Origin of the sequence: Collinsella sp. AM15-2 (assembly GCF_003471985.1) — a bacterium.
Taxonomy (GTDB): Bacteria; Actinomycetota; Coriobacteriia; order Coriobacteriales; family Coriobacteriaceae; genus Collinsella.
This window is the reverse complement of record NZ_QRKO01000007.1, coordinates 39,032-60,908: the sequence shown is the minus strand read 5'-3', so window position 1 is coordinate 60,908 and position 21,877 is coordinate 39,032. Positions and strand designations below refer to the sequence as shown.

Genomic DNA, 21,877 nt, shown 5'->3' with positions numbered 1-21,877 from the left:
CCTACCAGACAAAAGCGTGGCCGCGGCAGAGCGAGCCGTCGGAACAGAAGAAACCCCCGCGCGACCTTTGCGAAGCAAGGGGGAGCGCGGGGGTTTCTTCTGTTCCGACGGCGATGCGCCGGGTTGCAAGGACGATGCGACTACAGCGCGAAGTCGCCGCCGACGAGCGTGGAGACGGGCTCCTCGTGGTAAACGGCGGAGATGGCCTGAGCGAACTCCTCGGCGACCGAGATAGTCTTGATCTTGCCGCCGACCTCGACGGGGATGGCGTCGGTGACGACGCACTCGACGATGGGGGCATCGTTCAGGCGCTCGATGGCCGGACCGGAGAAGATGCCGTGGGTGGCGCAGACGTAGATGTCGCCGGCGCCCATAGCCTTGAGCTCCTTGACGTTGGCGCACAGGGTGCCAGCGGTGTCGATCATGTCGTCGTTGATGATGCAGGTCTTGCCCTTGATGTCACCGATGATGCCCATGACCTCGGCGGCGTTGTGGCGCGGACGGCCCTTGTGGGCGATGGCCAGGTCGCAGCCGAGCATGTCGGACAGCTTCTTGGCGGCCTTGGCGCGACCCACGTCGGGGGAGACGACAACCAGGTTGTCGGTGTCGAAGTGCATGTCGTTGTAGTACTGGCCAAACAGCGGCAGTGCGGACAGGTGGTTAACCGGGATATCGAAGAAGCCCTGGATCTGGCCTTGGTGCAGGTCGAGGGTGATGATGCGGTTGACGCCGGCACGCTCGAGCAGGTTGGCGACGAGGCGGGCGGTGATGGGCTCGCGCGGGCCGGCCTTGCGGTCCTGGCGGGCATAGCCGTAGTGGGTGATAACGGCGGTGATGGAGCGGGCGGATGCGCGCTTGGCAGCGTCGGTGGCGATGAGCAGCTCCATGAGCATGTCGTTGACGTTGCCGCCGGCCACGGACTGAATCAGGAAGACGTCGGCGCCGCGGACGGTCTCGTCGTAGCGGGCGTAAATCTCACCATTGGCGAACTGCTTTAGCGTAAGGCCCGAAAGCTCGACCCCAAGGTACTCAGCAATCTTCTGAGCGAGGGGACGGTTGGAGGAACCGGAATACACGCGGATGGACTTGCGCATATTCTCCGACTTCTCGGGATCATTAATCGGCATTACCCTTCTCCTTTATACATCGAATGCCATATAGATGCCTTGTTGCATTGTAACCGCGCGGCGGGGTTTATCGGGTCCTGATAACGTCTTTACCGCCAACGGACACGAACCGACCACTCATCCGGTTGCGCAGGTCACGATAGAAAAAGGAGCCGCCCCCATGGGAACAGCTCCTTAGATGCTTGGTAAAACGTTATACCTCGTCGCCCTCGTGCAGGCGGCGGCGGTAATCGGCGGCCCAGCCCTCAATATTTACCTGACGGGCGCGGCCCAGACCGAGCGCGTCTGCCGGGACCGGCTCGGTGATGACGGAGCCGGCGGCCACGAGTGCACCGTCGCCGATCTGGGCGGGCGCGACCATCATGGTGTCGGAGCCAATGAAGGCGTCCTTGCCGATGACGGTCTTGTGCTTGTGCACGCCATCGTAGTTGCAGGTGATGGAGCCCGCGCCCACGTTGACGCCGGAGCCCATGGTGGTGTCGCCGATGTAGGACAGGTGGGGCACCTTGGAACCCTCGCCGATCGTGGACTTCTTGATCTCCACGTGCGTGCCGGCCTTGGAGCCGTCGAGCATGTGGGTGCCCGGGCGCAGGTAGGCGCGCGGGCCGCAGTCGACGCCGTTCTCGATGACGGCCTCAATGGCGATGGTCTCATCGATGGTGCAGCCGCTGCCGACGGTGGTGTCGGTGAGGCGGCTGTTGGGACCGAGCTGGCACTCCTCGCCCACGGTGACGTGGCCGATCAGGTGCGTCTGCGGCCACACGACGGTATCGCGGCCGATAACGGCATCGGGGCCGATCCAGGCCTGTGTGGGGTCGATGAAGGTAACGCCCTCGGCCATCCAGTGCTCGTTGATGCGGTCGCGCGCGATGGCGGTGAGCTGTGCGAGCTGGATGCGGCTGTTGACGCCCAGGCCGTCGCGGTAGTCGTCGCAGTGGAAGATGGAGACAGCCTGGCCGTGGCCTTTGAGGATCTCGAGCATGTCGGGCAGGTAGTACTCGGATTGCGCGTTGTCGTTGCCGATCTCGTTGATGTGGGCGGCGAGCTGCGTGCCGTCAAATGCGTAGCAGCCGGCGTTGCACTCCAGCAGCGTGGCGGCCTGCTCGGGCGTGCAGTCCTTCTGCTCGATGATGCGCTCGATCTGACCATCGGCGCCCAGCTTGATGCGGCCGTAGCCGAAAGGATCGGGCGGGGTCATGGTCATGACGGTGCAGGCGAGCTCGCCGGTGGCGACGGTTTGCGCGAACTTGGCGACGGTGTCGGCGGTGATGAGCGGCAGGTCGCCGTTGAGCACGACGACGGGGCCTTGCGTGATGCCGCAGGCCTCGAGCGCGACCTTTACGGCGTGGCCGGTGCCCAGGCGCTCGGTCTGCTCGACGCACTCGACCTTGGTGGCGCTGTTGGCGTAGGCGCCGTCGATGAGGGCGCGCATCTCGTCGGCGTGGCTGCCGATGACGACCACGACGCGGCTGCAGCCGGCCTTGATGGTAGCGTCGACGATCCACTGGACCATGGGCTTACCCAGGATCTTGTGCGAAACCTTGCAGTGGTTCGACTTCATGCGGGTGCCCTCGCCGGCAGCGAGGATAATTGCGGTTGCGTCCATGTGATCTCCTGTTACGTTATAGAGACGTGTGTTTGGAAACGATACACGGCGCAATATGATACCGCAGGCATATGACGAGCGCGTAACGATTGGTTTGCGGCGGTTGAGGCTTGCGCCGCCGGCGTGGCGTTTGCACTGCGTGCGTGCGGCGTTGGCGGTGCTGCGGAGCTGTTGTTTGAGCGAGGGAACGGGGGTGCCCGTGGATAACATACGAGAGGAGTTTGGCGGCGGGCCCGTCGCGGCATTCTCGATGTCGCATCCGGCTGTGCCGGCACTCTATATAGTGCTGACGCTGGGGCTCACTATGTTCTCGATGCAGCCGGTACTGATCGCGCTGTCGCTCGCAGGCGGGCTGGCGTATGGATTTGCGACGCGTGGGGCTGCCCGCACGCTGGGCGCGCTCCGCTGGCAGCTGCCGGTGATTTTGATCGTCGCGCTGCTCAATCCGCTGTTTAGCGCCTCGGGTTCGACGGAGCTGTTCCGTATTGGCATGCGCGCGGTGTATCTGGAGAGCATGGTATACGGCCTGTGCATGGGCGGGCTGTTTGTGGCGAGCGTGTTGTGGTTTGAGGCGGCGGCATCGATGCTCGAATACGACAAGGTACTCGCGCTGCTGGGCAATGCCGCGCCGGTGATTGCGCTCATGATCTCGATGTGCATGAGGCTTATCCCGCAGTTTTTGCGCCGCGGTCGTACGGTGCTGGCGGTGCAGGATGCGATTGATGTGCCGGGCAGCGCGCCGGCCGACCCCGTGCGTTCGCGTTTGCGGGCATCGAGTGTGTTGATGGGCTGGGGCATGGAAGATTCGCTGGAGCGCGCGGACGCGATGCGCTCGCGCGGGTGGGGTGCCGCGACGCGTCGTACGACGTATGCGCGGTATCGACTGGGGCGCAGCGACGTTGCCGCGCTGGCTGGGCTTGCGGTGTTTGGTGCCGCCGCGGTGGCGGTGGCATGGACCGCGACAACGCAGTATTCGTTTTATCCGCAGCTCTCGGTGCCGGCGCCGTGGCGGGGCTATGTCGTGTACGCTGCCTGGATGATGCTGCCTTGCGCGTCGCACGCGATTGATGAGAAGAGGTTTGGCTGATGGCTCGGTTGGATAGGGGCCCGGTGTCGGGCGCGGCGTGCGGCCCGGATATTCCGGCGATTGAGGTGCAGGGCCTTAGTTTTGCCTATCCCGGGGCCGAGGCACCGGTGCTCGAGGGGCTTGATTGGCGTGTTCCTCAAGGTGCATTTGCGCTGCTTGTTGGCGGTACCGGTTCGGGCAAGTCGACGCTGCTGTCGCTGCTCAAGCCCGAGATCGCGCCGGCGGGCGAGCGCACTGGTGATGCGCGCGTGCTGGGCGAGAACGTTGCCGACATGGACGTGCGGGCATCGGCGGAGCGCGTGGGCTATGTGTTCCAGGATCCCGAGAACCAGATCGTGTGCGAAACCGTGTGGCACGAGATGGCGTTTGGCCTGGAAAACTTGGGGCTAGCACGTGATGAGATGCGCCGTCGCGTAGCTGAGACCAGCTATTTCTTTGGTCTGGAGGACTGGCTTCATCGCGATACCGATACGCTTTCGGGCGGCCGCAAGCAGCTGCTGTCGCTTGCCGCCGTCCTGGCGCTGCGTCCGCGTGTGCTGCTACTCGACGAGCCCACGTCTCAGCTCGATCCCGTTGCCGAGAAGAATTTTCTGCACGCGCTGTTTCGCGTGAACCGTGAGTTGGGCTGCATGGTTGTTGTGGCTACGCATCAACCGCGTCCAATGCTCGAGTATGCGACGTGTGCGTACCGGATTGAGGACGGTCGCGTGCGCGAGGTGGCGGATATGGCTTCTTTGGGACGCCGAGAATCGTTGTTTTCCGACGACATGTTGGGGTGGGGTGCCGTCCGATGTGCAAAAAACGGAGTATTCAGCAGGCGTGAGGACAATTTGGGCTCTCTGGAGCCGCCCGGGGACGTATCGAGCGCGAAAAAAAGTTCGGAATTGGACAAATCGTCCGAATTTGTGGCGCAAACGTCGCTCGAGAACGGCTCGGAAGCCTTCCCGCGCACGGATGGGAGCAGAATACTCCAAAAAATGCACGGCGGGTCGGCTACCACCCTGGCAGGGAGCTGGTTTCGCTACGATCGCGCGGGCGGTTGGGTGCTGCGCGGGCTCGACGTGGCGTTTTCGGCCGGTGCGGTGCATGCGGTCGTGGGCGGCAACGGATGCGGTAAGTCGACGATGCTCTCGGTGCTGGCGAAGACCGCCAAGCTGCAGCGCGGCCGCATGGTGCGCGGAGCGGCCTCGGCGGCGCTGCTGCCTCAGAACCCCAAAGCATTGCTGGTTGCCGAGACGGTTCACGATGAGCTGATGGAATGGGCCTCGACCTGCGGATATGACGAGAACTTGGCGCGGGAGCGTGCGGCGAGCTTGGGGCTGTCGGGTCTGGATGGGCGCCACCCCTACGATCTTTCGGGCGGACAGCGCCAACTGCTTGCGTTGGCAAAGCTACTGCTAATCGGCCCCGAACTGCTATTGCTCGATGAGCCCACCAAGGGTCTGGACCTGGCCAGCCGCCGCATTATCGCCCGCGCCCTGCGCGACCATGCGCGGGCTGGCGGCACCGTCATCATGGCAACGCACGACCTGGATTTTGCCGAGCAGGTAGCCGACGACATCGCCATGATGTTTGATGGCGAGATCGCCTGCATGGAGCCGCCGACCGACTTCTTTGCCGACAACGTGTTTTATAGGGCGTGAGCGGGTTCGCGGGCGAGAACGGTCTTACTGCTTGAGCGCCGTGTACTGCTGAAGGAGCGCCATGAGCCCAACGCGGCTGTTGACCTGTGTTTTTCGAAAGATGTTCTCCAGATGCTTTTTAACGGTGCCAGTGCTGATGGAGAGCTCTTCGGCGATGGCCGCGTTGTCCATGCCCGATAACACGCAACGACACACATCGATTTCGCGCGCTGAGACGTCGTAGTCGTGAGCAAATACGATTTCAGACGAGCTGCGGTCGGCGCGCACACGCCATTTTGATAGTCGGTTCGTGAGGTGTGGTTCGATGAGCTCAAGGATTTGAACTTCGCGATCGCTAAAGTCGCCCTCTTCTTTCTTGCGATTAAGATTGAGCGATCCCAAAAAGCCCTCGTCATTAAAGAAACTGACGTTGACGACGTGGCGGCCGCCAAGATAATCCTTCATATAACTGCTGTCGATATCGCCAGGGCTGAGCTGATCGGACTCGCGCAGCACCGTCGAGCGCGTAAGATTGCGGTGGGCGACGATCATGTCCTGCTGCCAGTACTTTTCGGTGTAGAGCTCGAGCATCCCAGCGGGGACATCGATGCCAAGAGGGTCAAGAAAGACGCGCGTTTTCCATTCTTGCGGGGTGGATACGAGATCCCTGGAAAGGTCGCTCAGGAAAAATGCAGCCGACTCGTAGGGGATGAGAAAACGCAGCTTTTTGAGGACGGTCGAGCGAAACTCGCGGTCGCTGTCGATGGAATTAATCGAAAGCACGAGATCGTTTAAGCAGAGCCATTCAGAATCGGACAAAAAGCTCAAGATGACCTCCGATGAGATTGCGTAGTGGTTTAGCTGGCATTTTAGTTAATTTGCGTAGAGATACTACTCCTTTTTTCGAATGATGATAAGCCGTTAGCCGAATGGTTTCGGTGAGGGGCCAATCGCAAAATATGAATACCTAAGAGCCAGGGCCCGGTTCTCCAAGCTGTTTGATTATTCCGACTTATTAAAGGAGTCATCATGGAAGAGAAGCTTCCTTCATGGCGTTGGGCGATTGTTTCAGTCGTTTGCTTGCTGTGCTTTATGGCTAACTACATGCAGTACCAGGTCTCAGCACTCGCCGTCGAGGTCATGCCTATGCTCAATATCGATACCGTCGGCTTTTCGATGCTGTTCCTCGTTCCTATGCTTACCGCCGTTTTCTTCTCAATTCCGCTGGGTGCCCTTGGTGACCGTATCGGTTCTAAGAAAGTTGTCACGGTTTGCACCGCAATTTCGGTTGCCGGCGGTTTTCTCCGTTGCTTTACGCTCGATTCGTTCACGATGCAGATGACATCGATGTTCCTGATTGGCATGGGAATCTCGGCACTCAACGCCAACCTCATCAAGGTGCTCGGCACCTGGTTCCGTGAACAGACTGGTTTCGCCATGGGCTTGTTCTACGCGGCTTCGTGCGTTGCCATCGTTGTCGCTCAGATCTGCGCTGGCTTGTTCGGCAGCGTCTTTAACTCTTATATGGTCGCTGCTGTCGTCATGACCATTTCCTGGGTTCTTTGGATTGTGCTTGACCGAGATGTGCCCGAGGGGCAATCGCTCCCCGAGCCCGAGCCCGTGCTCGACTACCTCAAGGTTGCTATCAAGAGTCCTGGCGTGTGGCTAATCTCCATCGGCGTCGGTTTTGGACTTGCCTCTACCACTGCCTATGCCGGTTTCCTGCCTCAGGCGCTTCAGCTTGGCAAGGGCATAGACGTCGCCACTGCTGGTTTCATGGCCGCAATTGTTACCGTTGGCAGCTTTTTCGGCTGCATCGTTGGGCCTGCGTTCTGCGATAAGCTTGGAAAGTTCAAGGGTTTTCTCATCGTCACTACTCTCATCGGTGCCATATCGATGTTCGTGACGTGGTACACCCCGGTTGGTTTCCTTCTGTGGACGATTTTGGTCATCAATGGCTTCTTTACCGCCATCAACGGCCCGATCATGCAGTCCATGCCTGTCCTCCTTCCCGAGATTGGTGATAAGTATGCTGGCTCCGCTGGCGGTATCGTAGGCACCATTTCCCTGCTCATGAGCTATTTCCTGCCTATCGGTATCTCCGCCATTGCCGGTGCCGATTACACTATGAACATGGGTCTCGAGAGCCTCTGCTTCCTGCTTTCCGTGGTTCCGGTTTTCTTCCTGCCCGAGCTCGGCCGCAAGGCCATGCAGGCTGCCGCCGCCAAGGACGGTGAGTAGCCATGGAATCGGTGGTTCCCGCCGATATCGTCCTTAAGACGACGGCGCTGTTTACGGCCGAGGAACTTGAGCCTCGCGCTGGGTGCGTTGCAGTTCGCGGCAGCGAGATTGTGGCCGTGGGCTCTCCCGACAAGGTGCAGCCGTTTATCGGTCCCGATACTGAGGTTATTGACGCCGGCAACAAACTGGTCATGCCCGGATTCAACGATTCACACATGCATTTTGCGCTTGGTTCAATCCAGAAGGATGAAGACTTCTGTTGCGATCTGATGTTCCTGCCGAGTGAGCAGGCTTGCGTGGATGCTGTGGCAAAGTTTGCTGCCGAACACCCTGACAATCCGTGGATTTACGGCCAGGGTTGGTATTCGCCTGCATGGGAAAACCCGATTGACCCTGATTGCCGCAGCCTCGATGCGCTCGATATCGACCGCCCAATCGTGCTTTCGGATTTTTCGATGCACGTGGTGTGGTGCAATACCGCCGCGCTTAGGGCGGTTGGTATTGATCGCAATACCCCGACGCCTGAAGGTGGCCTTATCCGCCACTTTGACAACGGCGAGCCCAATGGCTTTCTGTCTGAGCCCCAGGCGACGAACATCTTGCTCGATGTTGTGCTCAACAAACCGGACCTTGATGCGTCGTTGCTCAAGTCGATGCGCAAGTTCAACAAGCTCGGCATAACTTCGATCGGTGATATGTATCCTTTGGGCGTGACCACGCCCGGCGTGTACGACATCTATGACCGTCTGGCGAGCGAGGACCTGAGTACGCTGCGTATTAGCTACTATTCTGCGCTCGACGCTCCGATGGCAGAGTCGCAGGCCCTGCGTGTGCGTCATCACGGCGAGCGCGTCCGAATGGCGGGTCTCAAGTACATTTTGGACGGCTGTCCCGAGGCGTACACGGCCTACATGCATGAGCCGTATCTTAACGCTCCTACGGGGAAGGACTTTCGCGGCGAACCAGCATGCAACCAGGAGACGCTTGACCGCATGATGCTCGAGGCCAGCAAGAATGGCTTCGATGTTCGTATTCATGCCATCGGCGACGCATCGGCCACGATGATTATCGATGCCGTCGAGCGTGCCGAGGAGGTGTGCGGCAACAAGGGGGCGCGTTTTGCTATCGAGCATACAGATAACCTGAAGCTCGAGGATATTGCTCGCATGAAGCGCCTGGGCATTAATGCTGCGGTCCAGCCGCAGCATCCCATCGGAGGCCTTGGGCAGGGCGTGTACGAGGAGTCTCTTGGCGAAGAGCGCATGAGCCACATGTGGCGCTATAGGGAAGAGGCCGATGGCGGAATCCACTTAGGGCTTGGTACTGACTGGCCTGCGGTGATGTCAATCGATCCTATCGATACCGTGTATGCTGCGGTGACGCGTAGCGAGTTTGACGGGCACCCGGCGGAGGGATACTTCCGCGAGAATGCCCTGACGCTCGGCGAGACGCTGCAAGCGCACACGCTCGGCTCAGCATATGTCGAGGGCTTTGAGCGCCGTTTGGGCAGCCTTGCCGCCGGCAAGCTTGCCGATATCGTCATCCTGTCGGGCAATCCGTTTGAAATGAACCCGATGGCGCTTCGCGATCTCGAAGTCGAGACGACGATCTTTAACGGACGCGTCGTCTATCGCAAGGATGAAGCATAGATAGGGTGATGAACGTGAGCAAAGGGACGGTCGAAAAATATGCCCTGCTGTTTGTGGTGTGCGGCATCGTGTTTGCTGCGAACTACGCGCAGTATCAGGTGTCGGGATTGACACATCTGGTTGTGTCGGACCTGCATCTGACCTCGGCCGAGTTTTCAGCCGTCCTGTTTGCCCCGTTTGTTCCTGCCGTTGTATTCGGCATGCCTGTCGGCGTTTGCGCCGATCGATATGGCGTGAAGGCGCTCGTATTCATCGCGTCGGCGATTTCTGCAATTGCAGCGGCTGCTCGCGCGGAGTGCGCATCGTTTGCGACGCTGTTCACGGCGACCATGCTTCTGGGTGCGGCACCATGCGTCGTGAATGCCATCGTTCTAAAAGTGCTTGGTTCCGCTTTTGGCGGAGAAACCGATAGGGCCATGGGATGGTTCTACGCTGCGGGGTCGGGCGGAATCGCCTGCTCGCTTGCAACCTCTCCTCTCTTTGCAACGCCCGGACGAGCATATGCCCTTGCCGCGGTTTTGTTTGCCGTGTTTGGATTGCTGTGGCTGCTGGTTGCGCCGTCGGCAGATGTTCTGCAGGCTGCAGATGGCTTTGGCGTTCAGGGCGCGGAGCCTGCTGCATCGTCGGCAAGTGCGTTTGCGGCGGTAATCAAGATGCCGATAGTTTGGCTCGTGGCGATACTGCTTGGAGTTGCCCTTGCATCGGCTACGGCGTACCCGGGTTATCTTGTTTCAGCGCTTGAGGCTTCAACTGAACCCAAGGCTGCTGGACTTCTCGCCTCTTTCGTGACGCTTGGATCGATTGTCGGCAGCGTGGCTGGACCCTATGTGCGGGCGCAATTTGGCGATTATCGCGTGTTTATGGCCATCTCCGCAATGGCGGGAAGTGCCCTTATGTGGGCAGGAGAGGCTTTTGTCTCCCATCCTTCTGTGGGGCTGATGTTTGCGATCGGCGTTTCGAGCTCCGTCGCTGGTCCGGTCGTTCAGTCGCTGCCCTACATGCTGCCCGAGGTGCGCGAGGGACTTGCGGGAAGCGCCGGCGGCGTGGTGAGCACCGTTTCACTGGGACTTACGTTTTTGATTCCCGTGGCCCTCTCCTTCTGCATTGGCGAGAGCTACGAAACGCTGCTTTTTGGGTGCGCTGTTCTGTTTGGCGCGACGGCGCTGGTGTCGCCATTCCTGCCGTCTCCCGATTCACTTATGTAATATTCGCTTCCGCCCTTTGGGCCTGGCCGACAAGGGCAAAAGGAGTTGGTCTACTTGACACTAAAAAAGAGTACCGCTGTGACCATTCTCAACGGCATCGTTAATCCTCTATTCATGTGTTCATTTCTGCCGATTGTTGAGGGAAAGCCTGGCTTAGATTTTCAGGGACTTACTGGTTTCTGGGGGCAGCTTATTCTGGCCATCGGTATTGCACAGTTCGTGGGTTTTTTGCCGCTCTTTGGCAAAGCAATTGAGACGTGCGTTGAGTTTTTTGGTTTTGATCGGAACACTCCGGGCGCACGGATTTGCGGAACCGTTGTGGGCGCTACTCTGCTCTTCTGCATTATCGGGCTATTTGAAGTCGCGTTTCAGTCAGGCGTTGGCGTTATCGACGGTGTGCCGTTTTTCTCGCGCTGGGTTCGCCTCGTGGTGGGCGGATGGGCCTTTGTCGTTGTGGGCGGCTTGCTGTTTGATCCTTTTGTCGCGGCCATTGCCGCTAAAGTTACGGGCGAATAGCGCCAAGACCGGTCGCGTGGCGAAAGCCTGATCGACTGGCAGCCAAGGTCGGCCGGGGGATTGGTCGGCCTCATTTTGCCCGTGCTACCATAAACGGACATTCGTTTGATGGGGGCTGCCGTTGTCACGCGTCTTGCAACATATGGAAATCCCGCTGCTGCTGGCGGTTCCTGCGGTGATGGCTGCGGCGTTGCTGGCGGGCGTTGAGCAGGCAGCGTTGGCCATGCTGGTTGTGGTGGCGCTGGTGCTTGCGCTGTTCTTTGCGGGTTACGAGGCTTCGCGCCCGGGCCTGCGCCAGATTATGCCCACGCTGGTGTTGGCGGCGTTGGCCGCGGCGGGGCGCATCTTGTTCGGTCCCATTCCCGACTTTAAACCGGTGAGTGCCATCGCCATTATCGCGGGGGCGACGCTTGGTCGCCGCAATGGTTTTATGGTTGGCGCGCTGGCGGCGCTGACCAGCAATTTCTTTTTTGGACAAGGCATGTGGACGCCGTGGCAGATGTATGCCTGGGGGCTGGTTGGCTATGTTGGCGGCGCGCTAGCGTATGCGGGTGCGTTCGACCGCGTCGACGGCACCGTGCGCATGCCAGTACTGCTGGCGTACGGCTTTGCGTCGGGCCTGCTCTATGGCGTCGTGATCAACGCATATGACATCATTGGTTTTGTACAGCCGCTTACTTGGGCGGGTGCCGTGGCGCGTCTTGCCACGGCAGTGCCGTTCGATATTACGCACGGCCTTGCGACCTGCGTGTTTTTGGCCGCCTTGTACAAGCCTTGGTGCCGTCGCATTAACCGTGTCGTCGTGAAATACAGGCTGTAGGGCTGGTTGCGTCGGGGCGGGAATCAATACTGCCGAAGTGTCATTTCAAAACTATGCCGGTTTACGGGGCTAGATTGGCGCAGGCAGACCATGCCGGCTTTTTTCGAAATAGAGTAAGCCGTTCACCTGCGGTTTTATTATCTCGGAATTGCGTATGGTTGGGGGTTCGCGATTCAGCCCCGTAAACCGGCATAGTTTTGGAATGGCCGGCTGATATGACGGGCATCGTGGCCCTCAGAGAGCCAAATTGATCCATTTTCTTCCGTCCCCAGATGTCCCCAGGGAATCAGTTGACGGCGCTTGCCACGAAACTGGCCCATCTACTACGTTTAGCTTGATACTCCCGACCATGACCGCGTTTTATGAAAAACCGCAGGCTTTCTACCTGCGGTTTTCTTTTTGCGTTGTTCGCTGTGGTTGAGGGTGGTGGCTTAAACGTAGTAGATGGGCGTGTTTCGTGGCGGATGGGTCACGCGGACACCCTCACGAGGCCCAAAATGATCCGTTTTCCTTCGTCTCCGGGGGCAGCTGGAGTTAGAGCTCCAACGTAAGGGTGACGGGGCAGTGGTCGCTGCCGAAGATGTCGCCGCGGATGCCGGTGTCGCGTACGTTGTCGGCGATTGCGTCGCTTACCAGGAAGTAGTCGATGCGCCAGCCTGCGTTGTTCTTGCGGGCATTAAAGCGATAGCTCCACCAGCTGTAGACGCCCTCGACGTCGGGGTTTGCCGCGCGCCAGGTATCGGTAAAACCGGCGTCGAGCAGCTCGGTAAACTTGCCGCGCTCTTCGTCCGAAAAGCCCGCGTTGCCGCGGTTGGACTTGGGGTTCTTAAGGTCGATCTCCTCGTGCGCCACGTTAAAGTCGCCGCAGGTCACGACGGGCTTGCCGCACTCGTGCTCGAGCGCGTTCAAAAAGCCGCGGTAAGCATCGTCCCAGGCCATGCGCACGTCGATGCGGGCGAGTTCATTTTGGGCGTTGGGCGTATAGACGTCGACAAACCAAAACTTGTCGAACTCGAGCGCGCAGACGCGGCCCTCGGTTACGGCTTGGGCGACGAGTGCGGCCACCTCACCCTCGCCGGCGTAGGGTAGCAGCGCGTCGGCGTGCAGCACGCGCAGCGGTTCCTGGCGGCTAAAGACCGCAGTGCCCGAATAGCCTTTACGCTCGGCGTAGCTCCAGGTTTGGTGATAGCCGGGCAGGTCAATATCGACCTGGCCTTCTTGCAGCTTGGTCTCTTGCAGCGCCAGGATATCGACGTCGAGTTCTTGCGCGATCTGGATAAAGCTCGGGTCCTTTTTGAGCACGGCGCGCAGGCCGTTGACGTTCCACGAGGCGAAAGTGTAAGTCTGAGGCATGGTGTCCTTTCGACGGGGTTGGCAGGCTTAAGATTAGCGCAACAGGGGCGGGGTGGGCTCCGTGGGCGACGGCGCAATCGCAGCCGCCCCGACCAACATGGACGGAGGACAAACATGACGCAAGCGATAACAGATCCCAAGCAGGCCTCCGCCGCGCTGGCGGAGCTGTTCAATACCCACAAGCGCATGGTGTTCTTTGGTGGCGCTGGTGTTTCCACGGCAAGCGGCATTCCCGATTTTCGCAGCGTTGACGGCCTGTATCACCAGCAGTTTGCCTACCCGCCCGAGACCATGCTCTCGCACAACTTTTACGAGACGCATCCGGCGGAGTTCTTCGACTTTTACCGCACCAAGATGATCGCGCTTAACGCTAAGCCCAACCGCTGTCACACCAAGCTCGCCGAGCTGGAGCGAGCTGGCAAGCTCGATGTCGTGGTGACGCAAAACATCGACGGCTTGCATCAGATGGCGGGCTCGCAGCGCGTGTTTGAGTTGCACGGATCGGTCCATCGCAACATTTGCCAGTCGTGCGGAGCGGTCTATAGCGCCGAGTGGATTTGCTCGCGCGAGCACGAGGACGCCGCGGGCGTGCCCGTGTGCCCCGCGTGCGGTGGTCGCATCAAGCCCGATGTGGTGCTCTACGAAGAACCGCTCGACGAGCATGTGTTGACCGGTGCCGTTGCCGCCATCGCCGCGGCCGATGCCCTCATTGTAGGCGGGACCTCGCTCGTGGTGTATCCGGCGGCGGGCCTTACACGCTACTTTACCGGCGATACGCTGGCCATTTGCAATCTTGCCCCCACCGATCAGGATGCAAATGCCGACCTGCTGATTTCTTGCGACATCGCGGCCGCGTTTGCGTTCTAGCCCGCGTGCGCGGATACAATAGAAAGACTGATTGCAAAGCGACCACGCCGCCAGCGCCCGAGCGCGGCGGCGTGGGCATTTTAGGAGGATGTTCATGGCGAACGACAGCAAGACATGGCGGTGCGGAAAGTACGAGCTCAGCTTTGACCGTCCGCGCATCATGGGCGTCCTCAACGTGACGCCCGATTCGTTTAGCGACGGCGGGGAGCACTTCGACCCGGATGCCGCCATCGAGTACGGCCTGGCGATGCTCGACGCCGGCGCCGACATCATCGACGTGGGCGGTGAGTCCACGCGCCCCGGCTTTACCCCGGTTAATCCCGACGAGGAGGCTCGCCGCGTGCTGCCCGTGGTGCGCGCGCTGGCCAAAGAGGGCGCCATCGTCTCGATCGACACGCGCCACGTGGCGGTTGCCAAGGCGGCCGTGCGCTGCGGCGCCTCGATCGTCAACGACGTGACGGGCTTCACCGACCCCAAGATGGTCGAGTTTGTTAAGACGAGCACCTGCGGCGTCATCGTGATGCATGCCGGCGAGGTCGCCGCGCCCGCACGCACGCACGCAACGGTGCAGCTCGATACCTCGGCTGCGGCGTTTGTTGCCGAGAAGGCGCGCGAGGCGGCTGCCGAGGCCGCGCGTGAGGCTGAGAAGCCGGCTCGCCGCCGTCGCGGCAAGTTGCTGGGCGAGCCTAAGCCGGAGGCCAAGCTTCCGGGCGGCGTGGTGCAGCCCTCGTTGCCGTTTGGCGATCCGGAGCCCGCGACCGAGCCTGCAAGCGAGCAGGAGACGCCGGCCGCCGAGCAGGCTGCTGCCGCCGAGACCGTCGCGCCCGCGCCCGAGGCCACCGAGGCCGCATCGGAGCCCAATGACCGCCTGGCCGCCATGATGCGCCGCAGCGCCCGCCGCGAGGAAGCCTACGTGCCCACCTCGCAGCTCCGCCGCTTCACCCTGCCCGATTCGGCGCCCATCATGCGCCGCGTCATGGGCTTTCTGTCCGACCAGGCCCGCGCGCTCATCCACGCCGGCGTGTCGCGCGACCGCATCTGCATCGATCCCGGTCCGGGCTTTGGCAAGACGGCCAACGAGGACATCGTCATCCAGCGCGAGACTGCCAAGATGGCGTCACTGGGCTATCCGCTCATGTGCGCCGTATCGCGCAAGCGCTTTGTGGGCGCCGTCTCGGGCGTGACCGAGGCCGCCGAGCGCGATGCCGCTACGTTTGGCGTGTGCCTGGGCGCCATCCAGGCCGGTGCCAACATCGTGCGCGTGCACGACGCCGCGGGCTTTGCGCAGTTCCTGAACGGCTACTGGGCGGTTGCCAAGCCGCAGCCGCGCCGCGCGTTTGTGGCCGTGGGCTCCAACCTGGGGCATCGCTGTGACAACATCCGCGCCGCACGCGACATGATCGCCGAGATTCCACTCACCTGCGTGTCCAACTCCTCCAAGATCTACGAGAGCGAGCCGGCCTACGAGACGCGCCAGGACGCGTTTGCCAACGCCGTCATCGAGATTAAGACCGAGCTGGCGCCGTTGGTGCTGCTCGACGAGCTCATGAAGATCGAGGCCGAGCTGGGTCGCGACCGCTCCAAAAAGGCCAAGGCCAACGGTCCGCGCACCATCGACTTGGACCTGCTGTGGATGGACGGCGAGACCCACGGCGGCAAAAAGCTGCGCCTGCCGCATCCGCTGATCGGCGAGCGTGACTTTGTGCTGGTGCCGCTCGAGGACCTGATGCACGACCCGGCGCGGTTCTTCCGCTATAACGGTGTCGAGGTCAAGGAACCCGAGGATCGCGTGGGCCATATCGTGGGCGAATTGGGGCGTATGTAGATGATCGAGATGAATGCTGTTGTCGCCGGTACCGAGCTCGACGCGGCGCGTGACGCGGGCCGCGAGGGCGTGTCCGCGGGCTGGTGCGCGTGGAGCGTGGGCGATGCTTCGCTGACGTTTTCGCTGGTTGTGCGCCCCGATGTGAACATGCATGCCTTCCACGGCCTGCCGTTTGTGGCCGCGATGGGCATGATGGACGCGCTCGTGGGCACGGCTTCGACGCCGGGGTTGGGCCTTGCCGGTAAAGTGGGTATCCAGTGGCCGAGCGATATCGTGTGCGGTGCGCCTGCGTTTGAGGCGTCGCTCGCGCGTGTTGCCGTGAACGGCGGTGCCGGTGCTGCGGGCATGTTTGCCGCGGTGACGGTTGATATTGAGCGTGCGGCGCTGGGTGAGCTTGGCGTGGATATGGCAGATGAGGCGCTGATCGAGGCATTGGCCGCCGCTGTGCTGACCCGCGTTGACGCCTGGGCGGTTGCCGCCAACACGCCGCAGGGCGCTGCCGGCCCGCTGGCTCCGGTGCTGGGCGAGTACTTTGACATGGTGCCACTGCTGGGTCGTCAGGTCGCGGCGGTGTCGCCCAACGGCTTGCCGCTCGCAGTCGGTGTGTTTGCGGGCCTGGACATCTGGGGCCGCGCGACCATCAAGACCGATGCCGGCGAGCAGGAGTTTCCGCCCGAGGCCGTGCGCATTCGCGGGCTGTAGCGCGCGGCGCCCGCACTCAAAGATAACGATGACAACAAGACCCTTCTCGGCTGTGCCGGGGAGGGTCTTGCTTGTCTGGGGAATGGGTTGTCAGCACCCTATTCCCCAAAACTGAAAAATTTTCGATTTTGAGGAATAGGATTGGCGGCTGGTTGCTGCGACCTGGCGTTTACTCTATCCCAGCTCCTGCATGCGGCGGTAGATTTCGCAGATGCCCTTGATGGTGAGTTGCCCGTCGACCACGTCGAAGGCATCGGTCGAATCGGCGACAATGCCGGCGAGACCGCCTGTGGCGATAACGGTGGCGTCCTCGCGCCCCAGCTCGCGCTTCATGCGGGCGACCAGGCCCTCGGCCATGGCTGCGGCGCCCGTTACGGCGCCGACTTTGATGCACTCCTCGGTATCGCGGCCGATGACGTGCTCGGGTGCCTCAAGCGGAACGCTGGCGAGCTTGGCGGCTCGGGCGGCGAGCGCGTCCATCGAAATGCGGATGCCCGGCGCAATCGCTCCGCCAATGTAATAGCCGTCCTCGTCGATGACGTCGATATTGGTTGCGGTGCCAAAGTCCACCACGATCGCCGGGGCGCCGTAGAAGGTCTCGGCAGCGACGGCGTTGGCGATGCGGTCGGCACCAACGGCCTGGGGACGCGCCGCCCGCAGCTTGGTCACCGCGGCCGTCTGTGGCCCAATGACGATGGCGTCTGCCGCGATGCGGTCGGCCACGGCGTGCCACTCGCGCGAGAGCTGCGGCACCACGCCGGCAAAGGCAATCGCATCGACCGCGTTGAGCGAGAGGTCGTACATCTTAAAGAAGCCCATCAGGCGCACGTGGATCTCGTCGGCGGTATAGGAGCGGTCGGTGGGCATGCGCCATGACTGCACCAGCTCGTCTCCGTCAAACAGGCCCATGGCCGTCTGCGTGTTTCCCATATCGATAGCGAGCAGCATGTCTACTCCAGGTGTCGGCGTAAAAGGACGCGCACCATTGTATACGCGTCGCCGACGGCGCTCGACTGCGATTCGTTGACGGTGATATGGGCTGAGGAGTTTAAATATGAAGGAATTATGCTCTACGAGATTTTCCTTGCCGTTTACCGAACTCCCGCGTAAGATTCTTTTTTGCGCACATGAGGCGCCCAGACATTGCGGGGTGGAGCAGTCTGGTAGCTCGCCGGGCTCATAACCCGGAGGTCGTAGGTTCAAATCCTGCCCCCGCGACCAAGACTTTTAGCAGCTCAGAGGCATTGTTCCTCTGGGCTGTTTTCTTTTTTGTCTTTCAGTCTTGGTCGAATTTTGGTCGAAATCAATTTTAAACAGCTTATTTTGAACAGGGCACCTGCCTGAACCAGCTCCACACCGGTTGGCGCCGATTGACGATGAGTTCAGTAGGACCGTTCGGCACTCCTCCACACTTTCTGCGCTTTATTCGAGGGTTACCGGACAAGGAGGATGAAGTCCCTCCAGCCCTGGCAGGACTATGTCGTGGGCATGGGTGAGGCCCCGCCGGGAGGTGGGGCCTTATTTAGAAAGATGCAATTGGGGGACCGGAGATTGTTCTCGGCCGAATTGGCTTGAAATGAGAATCAGGTCACTGGGCTCATTATCTAAAATGATGACATCTGAGCTGTAACAAAGGAGTCGCTATATGAAGACCGTCTACGATGCCCTTGACCCTATCGTCAACGGGTCGGCAACGACCAAGGAGAAGGGCGACAAGTACGAGGCGGCCTGCGTTTACTATCTCAAGAACGACCCCTTCTACGCGCTGTTCTTTTCCCGTGTCGGGACGATAACCCAGGCACCCGAATGGGATAACAGTTTGTTTTAAGGGAAAGGAAGCCGTATGGCGAAAAAGGGATATATCTTCTGGGACAGCGAGACGGCGAATCCCCAGCAGAGGATATGCCAGGTCGCTTATATCCTCACGGATCTTGAGGGAAACTGCCTGGGCGACCCGGTTTGCCGGGTGATCAATCCTGAGAGCGAGATTGGTTGGTGGAGTAGGTCTCATCTGGAAATCGATTGGGACTCGCTGGACGACATGCCGACCTTTGTCCGCTTCTGGGAGGATGCCGGTCTGGCGGATTTGCTGCGAGACTACATCCTGGTCGCGCATAACGCCAACGGCGCCGATATCCACCACATCAAGAAGAGTCTGGCCGCCTACGACATCGAAATGCCCGAGATCGAAGTAATCGATACGATGCTGGTGGCGAAGCAGAAGGGTCTGCCCGGAGCGCTTGTCGACCTCTGCGAGCATTACGGCGTGCATCTTGATAGCCACCACGATGCCATGAGCGACGCCGAGGCGTGCCTTGGGGTTTTCCGTGGGCTGGCCGGCGAGTTCGGTGCGCTCGAGCCCGCCGTTTGGGCTCCGAATGCCTCCTCCCATCATGGTCGCAAGCGTGTTTTCACGGGCTTGGGACTGGTGAACGGGTCGCAGGAAACCATCGAAGAGGTTTTGGCGAAAGCCGAGGAGGCGGGCCACAGGGGCGATCCGGGCGAAATCACCGATCCGGTCGGACTCAAGGTGAAGGTATCCGGCGTTACTCCGGGCTACAATCGCGATGAGATCCTTGCCGCACTTAAGGAATGCGGGATGAAAGCGACCGATGGCAAGCCCGCGCAGAGCACGAAGTACCTCGCAATAGGCGACAACGTGGGACGAAGCAAGCTCGACGCAGTTTTCAGCGGCAACTCGCAGGCAAAAATCGTCACGACGGGCGAGTTGCTTGAGGTCATGAACCGATTTGGCAAGGCGGAATAGAAGGGAAGGCTCGATATGGCCGTCAATTTGAAAACCGTAAAAGACACGGTGAATCTTGCAGCGGGGGTTTTGGCCGCCGCCGCCGGGGTTGTCGATGGGGCAAAGCAGCTCGGTTTCGATGTCGATGGAGCCGTGAAAAGCGCTGCCGACGGGGCAACCAACGGCGCGCGTGCTGTTGCCGACGGCATCGGCAAGGGATTTGGTGCGGCGGCGGAAGGCGTCGGCGCGGCAGCCGGCGCGTTGGGGGATGCCACGAAGGCGTTCCAGGACTCAAGGGCCGCCGCGGAGGCTCGCAAGAAGATCGATGACGCCAGGCAATCAATATTTGAAGGCGCGTCGACGGTGATGCCCCTGCACGAGTTCATCTGCCAGCAGGTCAAAGCCTCCGAAGCTGCGTTCAACGGCTACGATATGCCCGGCTGCTATCTCATCGCGACATACCGCAGGCATGACCACGATAAGAAGTTCAGCGACTATCTCGGAATATACGTGGGGTCAAGTGAGCGTATGGCGGACGATATCGCGTCCATACCTACGCGATCGGGCGATCCGGATGTCTACGCTGACTACAAGTACCGGCAAAACATTTTGCTATTCGTGTATCCGTGCGAGCTGAAGGACGTCGACGAACGTCGTGGGCTCCTGCTGCGTTCGTTTGACGGCGAGAGGCTCTACAACGGCACTGGATTATCGGTCGAGAGGGCGGCGGATGAAGACCTATAACCTGGACACCATCCAGAAGGTCCCCCTGCGCGAGGTGTGGCCGCATGAGGCCCACGACTTCACCAAGTGGCTGGCCGAGGAGCAGAACCTCGCAACCCTCGGGACGGCGGTCGGAATCGAGCTCGAGCTCATAGAGACGGAGTCCTCGGTCGGATCGTTCAACGTGGACATCTACGCGCAGGAGTCCGGTACGGGCCGCAAGGTGATCATCGAGAACCAGCTCGAGGACACCAACCACGACCATCTCGGCAAGGTGATCACGTACGCCGCCGGCAAGGGCGCCGAGGTCGTCATCTGGGTCGTGGCGCGCGCCCGCGACGAGCACCGCCAGGCCATCGAGTGGCTCAACCAGCACACCGACAGCGACTTCGGGTTCTTCCTGGTCGAGGTCGAGCTCTGGAAGATCGGGGACTCCCTGCCCGCCCCGCGCTTCGGCGTGGTCGAGCAGCCGAACGAGTGGACCAAGACCGTGAAGCTCTCCGAGGGGCTCAGCGAGACCGAAAAGGTCAAGCTGGCGTACTGGACGGCCTACCGCGATGTGGCGGGCGGCCATCCGGAGTTCCTCAAGGAGTTCAGCCCGCAGAAGCCCAGCAAGGACCATTGGTCGACGCTTCGCCTGGGGGTCTCGGCATACCATCTCGCCCTGCTCATCGATACGCAAAAGGGCCGCACGGGCATCGAGCTGTACGTGGACGACGACAAGGAGATCGGGCATCGCGCCATCGCCAACAGCGGGATCTTCGAGGAGCACCTCGGGCTGACGGCGGCACCCTTCGATGCGAAAAAGGCTTCGGGACTGCGCTTCTACAAGGCGGGCCACCCCATCAAGGGCCACCAGGACGCATGGCCGGGGTACATCGAGGAACAGCTCGGATGGGCCCTCGAGATGAAAAAAATAATCGCGGAGATCGAGCTCTAGAAAACGCCCGGCAGTAAATGCCGGGCGTTTTCTATTGACGGGATTCGGCGTCGGCCGTTTCGGCCCGGATACGCCGCTCGGCCTCTTCGAGGTCCCTGACAATCCTTCCCAGCGCCATGCAGTAATGCGCGAAGACCGGGTCCTCCCTGCCGGACCGGTCTTCGCAGCAAAAGAGCATCGACTCATGAAGGCAGGCGAGCTCGTAGACGATATTCTCGAGTTCCATATGGCTCCTCTCGAAAAGTGAATAGCGGTTCAGATGGTATCGATGTTGGACGCGGGCTGCCGGCGTCCGCCGTGAATCGGCCACGGCTCCGCGGCCGGGTGGCACCTCCGCTACGCCGCGTCAAGGGGGCCCATGAGACCCCGCACAAACCTCCGCTCCGCTCCGGTTGGTGGAGGTCGTCATGGACCTCCCTTGACCCGCCTTCGCTCCGGTGCGGCTTTGCAGGGAGCAAAGCCGACGACGACGCGCGGCGTCGCCATTCGGCTTTGCCCGCAGGGGCGAGATGTTGAGGGCCACGTGCCCGGAACGGAGGAAGACATGCAGCAGCTGATGACCGAGGAAATCGCCAAGACGGTGCCGAGGCTCTACGAGCAGGACGGGGCGGAGGACCCCACGGTCTACGCCCACTACTTCTCGTGCGTGAACGGATGGGACTGGTGGCTGCTCGAGTTCGACGGAACGGACGAGGCGTTCGGCCTCGTCGAGGGCTACGACGACGAGCTCGGCTACTTCAGCATCAAGGAGATGGCCGAGCTGAACCGCCAGATGGGGTTCGCCGCCGTCGAGCGCGACGAGCACTTCTCCCCGAAGCCGCTCAGCGCCGTCAGGAGGAGGTAGCCGC

General features: G+C 60.9%; 21 protein-coding genes and 1 tRNA gene. 16 read left to right on the top strand and 6 right to left on the bottom strand.

The window, feature by feature from the left end:
• Positions 1-140 precede the first annotated feature (140 nt).
• Together DW171_RS04700 and glmU are read right to left on the bottom strand one after the other, a co-directional pair.
• Positions 141-1,127, bottom strand: a complete 987-nt coding sequence (locus DW171_RS04700) for a ribose-phosphate pyrophosphokinase (protein ID WP_089573682.1) — start codon at positions 1,125-1,127, stop codon at positions 141-143.
• A gap of 193 nt (positions 1,128-1,320) precedes the next feature.
• Complete coding sequence (gene glmU, locus DW171_RS04695) at positions 1,321-2,733, bottom strand: bifunctional UDP-N-acetylglucosamine diphosphorylase/glucosamine-1-phosphate N-acetyltransferase GlmU (RefSeq protein ID WP_118270580.1); 1,413 nt, start codon at positions 2,731-2,733, stop codon at positions 1,321-1,323.
• 199 nt (positions 2,734-2,932) lie between these two features.
• Here glmU and DW171_RS04690 point away from each other — a divergent pair, with 199 nt between their 5' ends.
• Positions 2,933-3,820, top strand: coding sequence for an energy-coupling factor transporter transmembrane protein EcfT (locus DW171_RS04690; protein WP_231500817.1), 888 nt, complete (start codon positions 2,933-2,935; stop codon positions 3,818-3,820).
• The gene (locus DW171_RS04685) at positions 3,820-5,463 is read left to right on the top strand and encodes an ABC transporter ATP-binding protein (RefSeq protein ID WP_118270579.1); all 1,644 of its coding nucleotides are present in this window, start codon (positions 3,820-3,822) and stop codon (positions 5,461-5,463) included. The genes DW171_RS04690 and DW171_RS04685 overlap by 1 nt, the downstream gene beginning before the upstream one ends.
• Positions 5,464-5,487: 24 nt before the next feature.
• Here the strand turns inward: DW171_RS04685 and DW171_RS04680 are convergent, their stop codons facing one another.
• On the bottom strand, positions 5,488-6,270 hold the full coding sequence (locus DW171_RS04680) for a helix-turn-helix transcriptional regulator (RefSeq protein ID WP_117735860.1): 783 nt from the start codon (positions 6,268-6,270) through the stop codon (positions 5,488-5,490).
• Between the two features lie 201 nt (positions 6,271-6,471).
• Here DW171_RS04680 and DW171_RS04675 point away from each other — a divergent pair, with 201 nt between their 5' ends.
• The 5 genes from DW171_RS04675 to DW171_RS04655 all read left to right on the top strand — a co-directional run bounded on the left by DW171_RS04675 (position 6,472) and on the right by DW171_RS04655 (position 11,873).
• Positions 6,472-7,683, top strand: a complete 1,212-nt coding sequence (locus tag DW171_RS04675; protein ID WP_118270578.1) for a nitrate/nitrite transporter — start codon at positions 6,472-6,474, stop codon at positions 7,681-7,683.
• 2 nt (positions 7,684-7,685) lie between these two features.
• On the top strand, positions 7,686-9,332 hold the full coding sequence (locus tag DW171_RS04670; protein ID WP_117840351.1) for an amidohydrolase: 1,647 nt from the start codon (positions 7,686-7,688) through the stop codon (positions 9,330-9,332).
• A 14-nt stretch (positions 9,333-9,346) separates the two neighbouring features.
• Positions 9,347-10,537, top strand: a complete 1,191-nt coding sequence (locus DW171_RS04665; protein WP_158571016.1) for an MFS transporter — start codon at positions 9,347-9,349, stop codon at positions 10,535-10,537.
• Between the two features lie 78 nt (positions 10,538-10,615).
• Positions 10,616-11,053: a hypothetical protein gene (locus tag DW171_RS04660; protein WP_117778675.1), complete on the top strand. Its 438-nt coding sequence runs from the start codon at positions 10,616-10,618 to the stop codon at positions 11,051-11,053.
• A 121-nt stretch (positions 11,054-11,174) separates the two neighbouring features.
• Positions 11,175-11,873 (top strand): DUF6580 family putative transport protein, encoded by a 699-nt coding sequence (locus DW171_RS04655; protein WP_231500818.1) that lies wholly within the window; start codon positions 11,175-11,177, stop codon positions 11,871-11,873.
• A gap of 534 nt (positions 11,874-12,407) precedes the next feature.
• On the opposite strand, the gene DW171_RS04650 is transcribed toward DW171_RS04655, so the two are convergent.
• Positions 12,408-13,226 carry an exodeoxyribonuclease III gene (locus DW171_RS04650; protein WP_118270576.1) on the bottom strand — a complete coding sequence of 273 codons (819 nt, stop codon included), beginning with the start codon at positions 13,224-13,226 and terminating at the stop codon, positions 12,408-12,410.
• Positions 13,227-13,340: 114 nt separating this feature from the next.
• On the opposite strand from DW171_RS04650, the gene DW171_RS04645 reads away from it, so the two are divergent.
• From DW171_RS04645 to DW171_RS04635, 3 genes are all read left to right on the top strand, one after another.
• Complete coding sequence (locus tag DW171_RS04645) at positions 13,341-14,093, top strand: NAD-dependent protein deacylase (protein WP_118270575.1); 753 nt, start codon at positions 13,341-13,343, stop codon at positions 14,091-14,093.
• Positions 14,094-14,187: 94 nt separating this feature from the next.
• Complete coding sequence (folP, locus tag DW171_RS04640; protein ID WP_118270574.1) at positions 14,188-15,918, top strand: dihydropteroate synthase; 1,731 nt, start codon at positions 14,188-14,190, stop codon at positions 15,916-15,918.
• Positions 15,919-16,620 (top strand): hypothetical protein, encoded by a 702-nt coding sequence (locus DW171_RS04635; protein WP_117759348.1) that lies wholly within the window; start codon positions 15,919-15,921, stop codon positions 16,618-16,620.
• Positions 16,621-16,794: 174 nt separating this feature from the next.
• On the opposite strand, the gene DW171_RS04630 is transcribed toward DW171_RS04635, so the two are convergent.
• Positions 16,795-17,568 carry a type III pantothenate kinase gene (locus DW171_RS04630; RefSeq protein WP_118270573.1) on the bottom strand — a complete coding sequence of 258 codons (774 nt, stop codon included), beginning with the start codon at positions 17,566-17,568 and terminating at the stop codon, positions 16,795-16,797.
• Positions 17,569-17,764: 196 nt separating this feature from the next.
• On the opposite strand from DW171_RS04630, the gene DW171_RS04625 reads away from it, so the two are divergent.
• The 5 genes from DW171_RS04625 (at position 17,765) to DW171_RS04605 (ending at position 21,029) form a co-directional block, all read left to right on the top strand.
• Positions 17,765-17,841 (top strand) — tRNA-Met (locus DW171_RS04625).
• Between the two features lie 424 nt (positions 17,842-18,265).
• Complete coding sequence (locus DW171_RS04620) at positions 18,266-18,448, top strand: hypothetical protein (protein WP_118270572.1); 183 nt, start codon at positions 18,266-18,268, stop codon at positions 18,446-18,448.
• A 15-nt stretch (positions 18,449-18,463) separates the two neighbouring features.
• Complete coding sequence (locus DW171_RS04615) at positions 18,464-19,387, top strand: exonuclease domain-containing protein (protein WP_117646170.1); 924 nt, start codon at positions 18,464-18,466, stop codon at positions 19,385-19,387.
• A 15-nt stretch (positions 19,388-19,402) separates the two neighbouring features.
• A complete protein-coding gene (locus tag DW171_RS04610; protein WP_118270571.1) occupies positions 19,403-20,110 on the top strand; it encodes a hypothetical protein in 708 nt (235 codons plus the stop codon).
• The gene (locus tag DW171_RS04605) at positions 20,097-21,029 is read left to right on the top strand and encodes a DUF4268 domain-containing protein (RefSeq protein WP_118270570.1); all 933 of its coding nucleotides are present in this window, start codon (positions 20,097-20,099) and stop codon (positions 21,027-21,029) included. Before DW171_RS04610 ends, DW171_RS04605 begins: the two co-directional genes overlap by 14 nt.
• A 31-nt stretch (positions 21,030-21,060) precedes the next feature.
• Here DW171_RS04605 and DW171_RS04600 read toward each other — a convergent pair whose 3' ends face one another.
• A complete protein-coding gene (locus tag DW171_RS04600) occupies positions 21,061-21,255 on the bottom strand; it encodes a hypothetical protein (RefSeq protein WP_118270569.1) in 195 nt (64 codons plus the stop codon).
• A gap of 318 nt (positions 21,256-21,573) precedes the next feature.
• On the opposite strand from DW171_RS04600, the gene DW171_RS10150 reads away from it, so the two are divergent.
• A complete protein-coding gene (locus DW171_RS10150; RefSeq protein WP_158567277.1) occupies positions 21,574-21,873 on the top strand; it encodes a DUF2958 domain-containing protein in 300 nt (99 codons plus the stop codon).
• Positions 21,874-21,877: the final 4 nt, after the last annotated feature.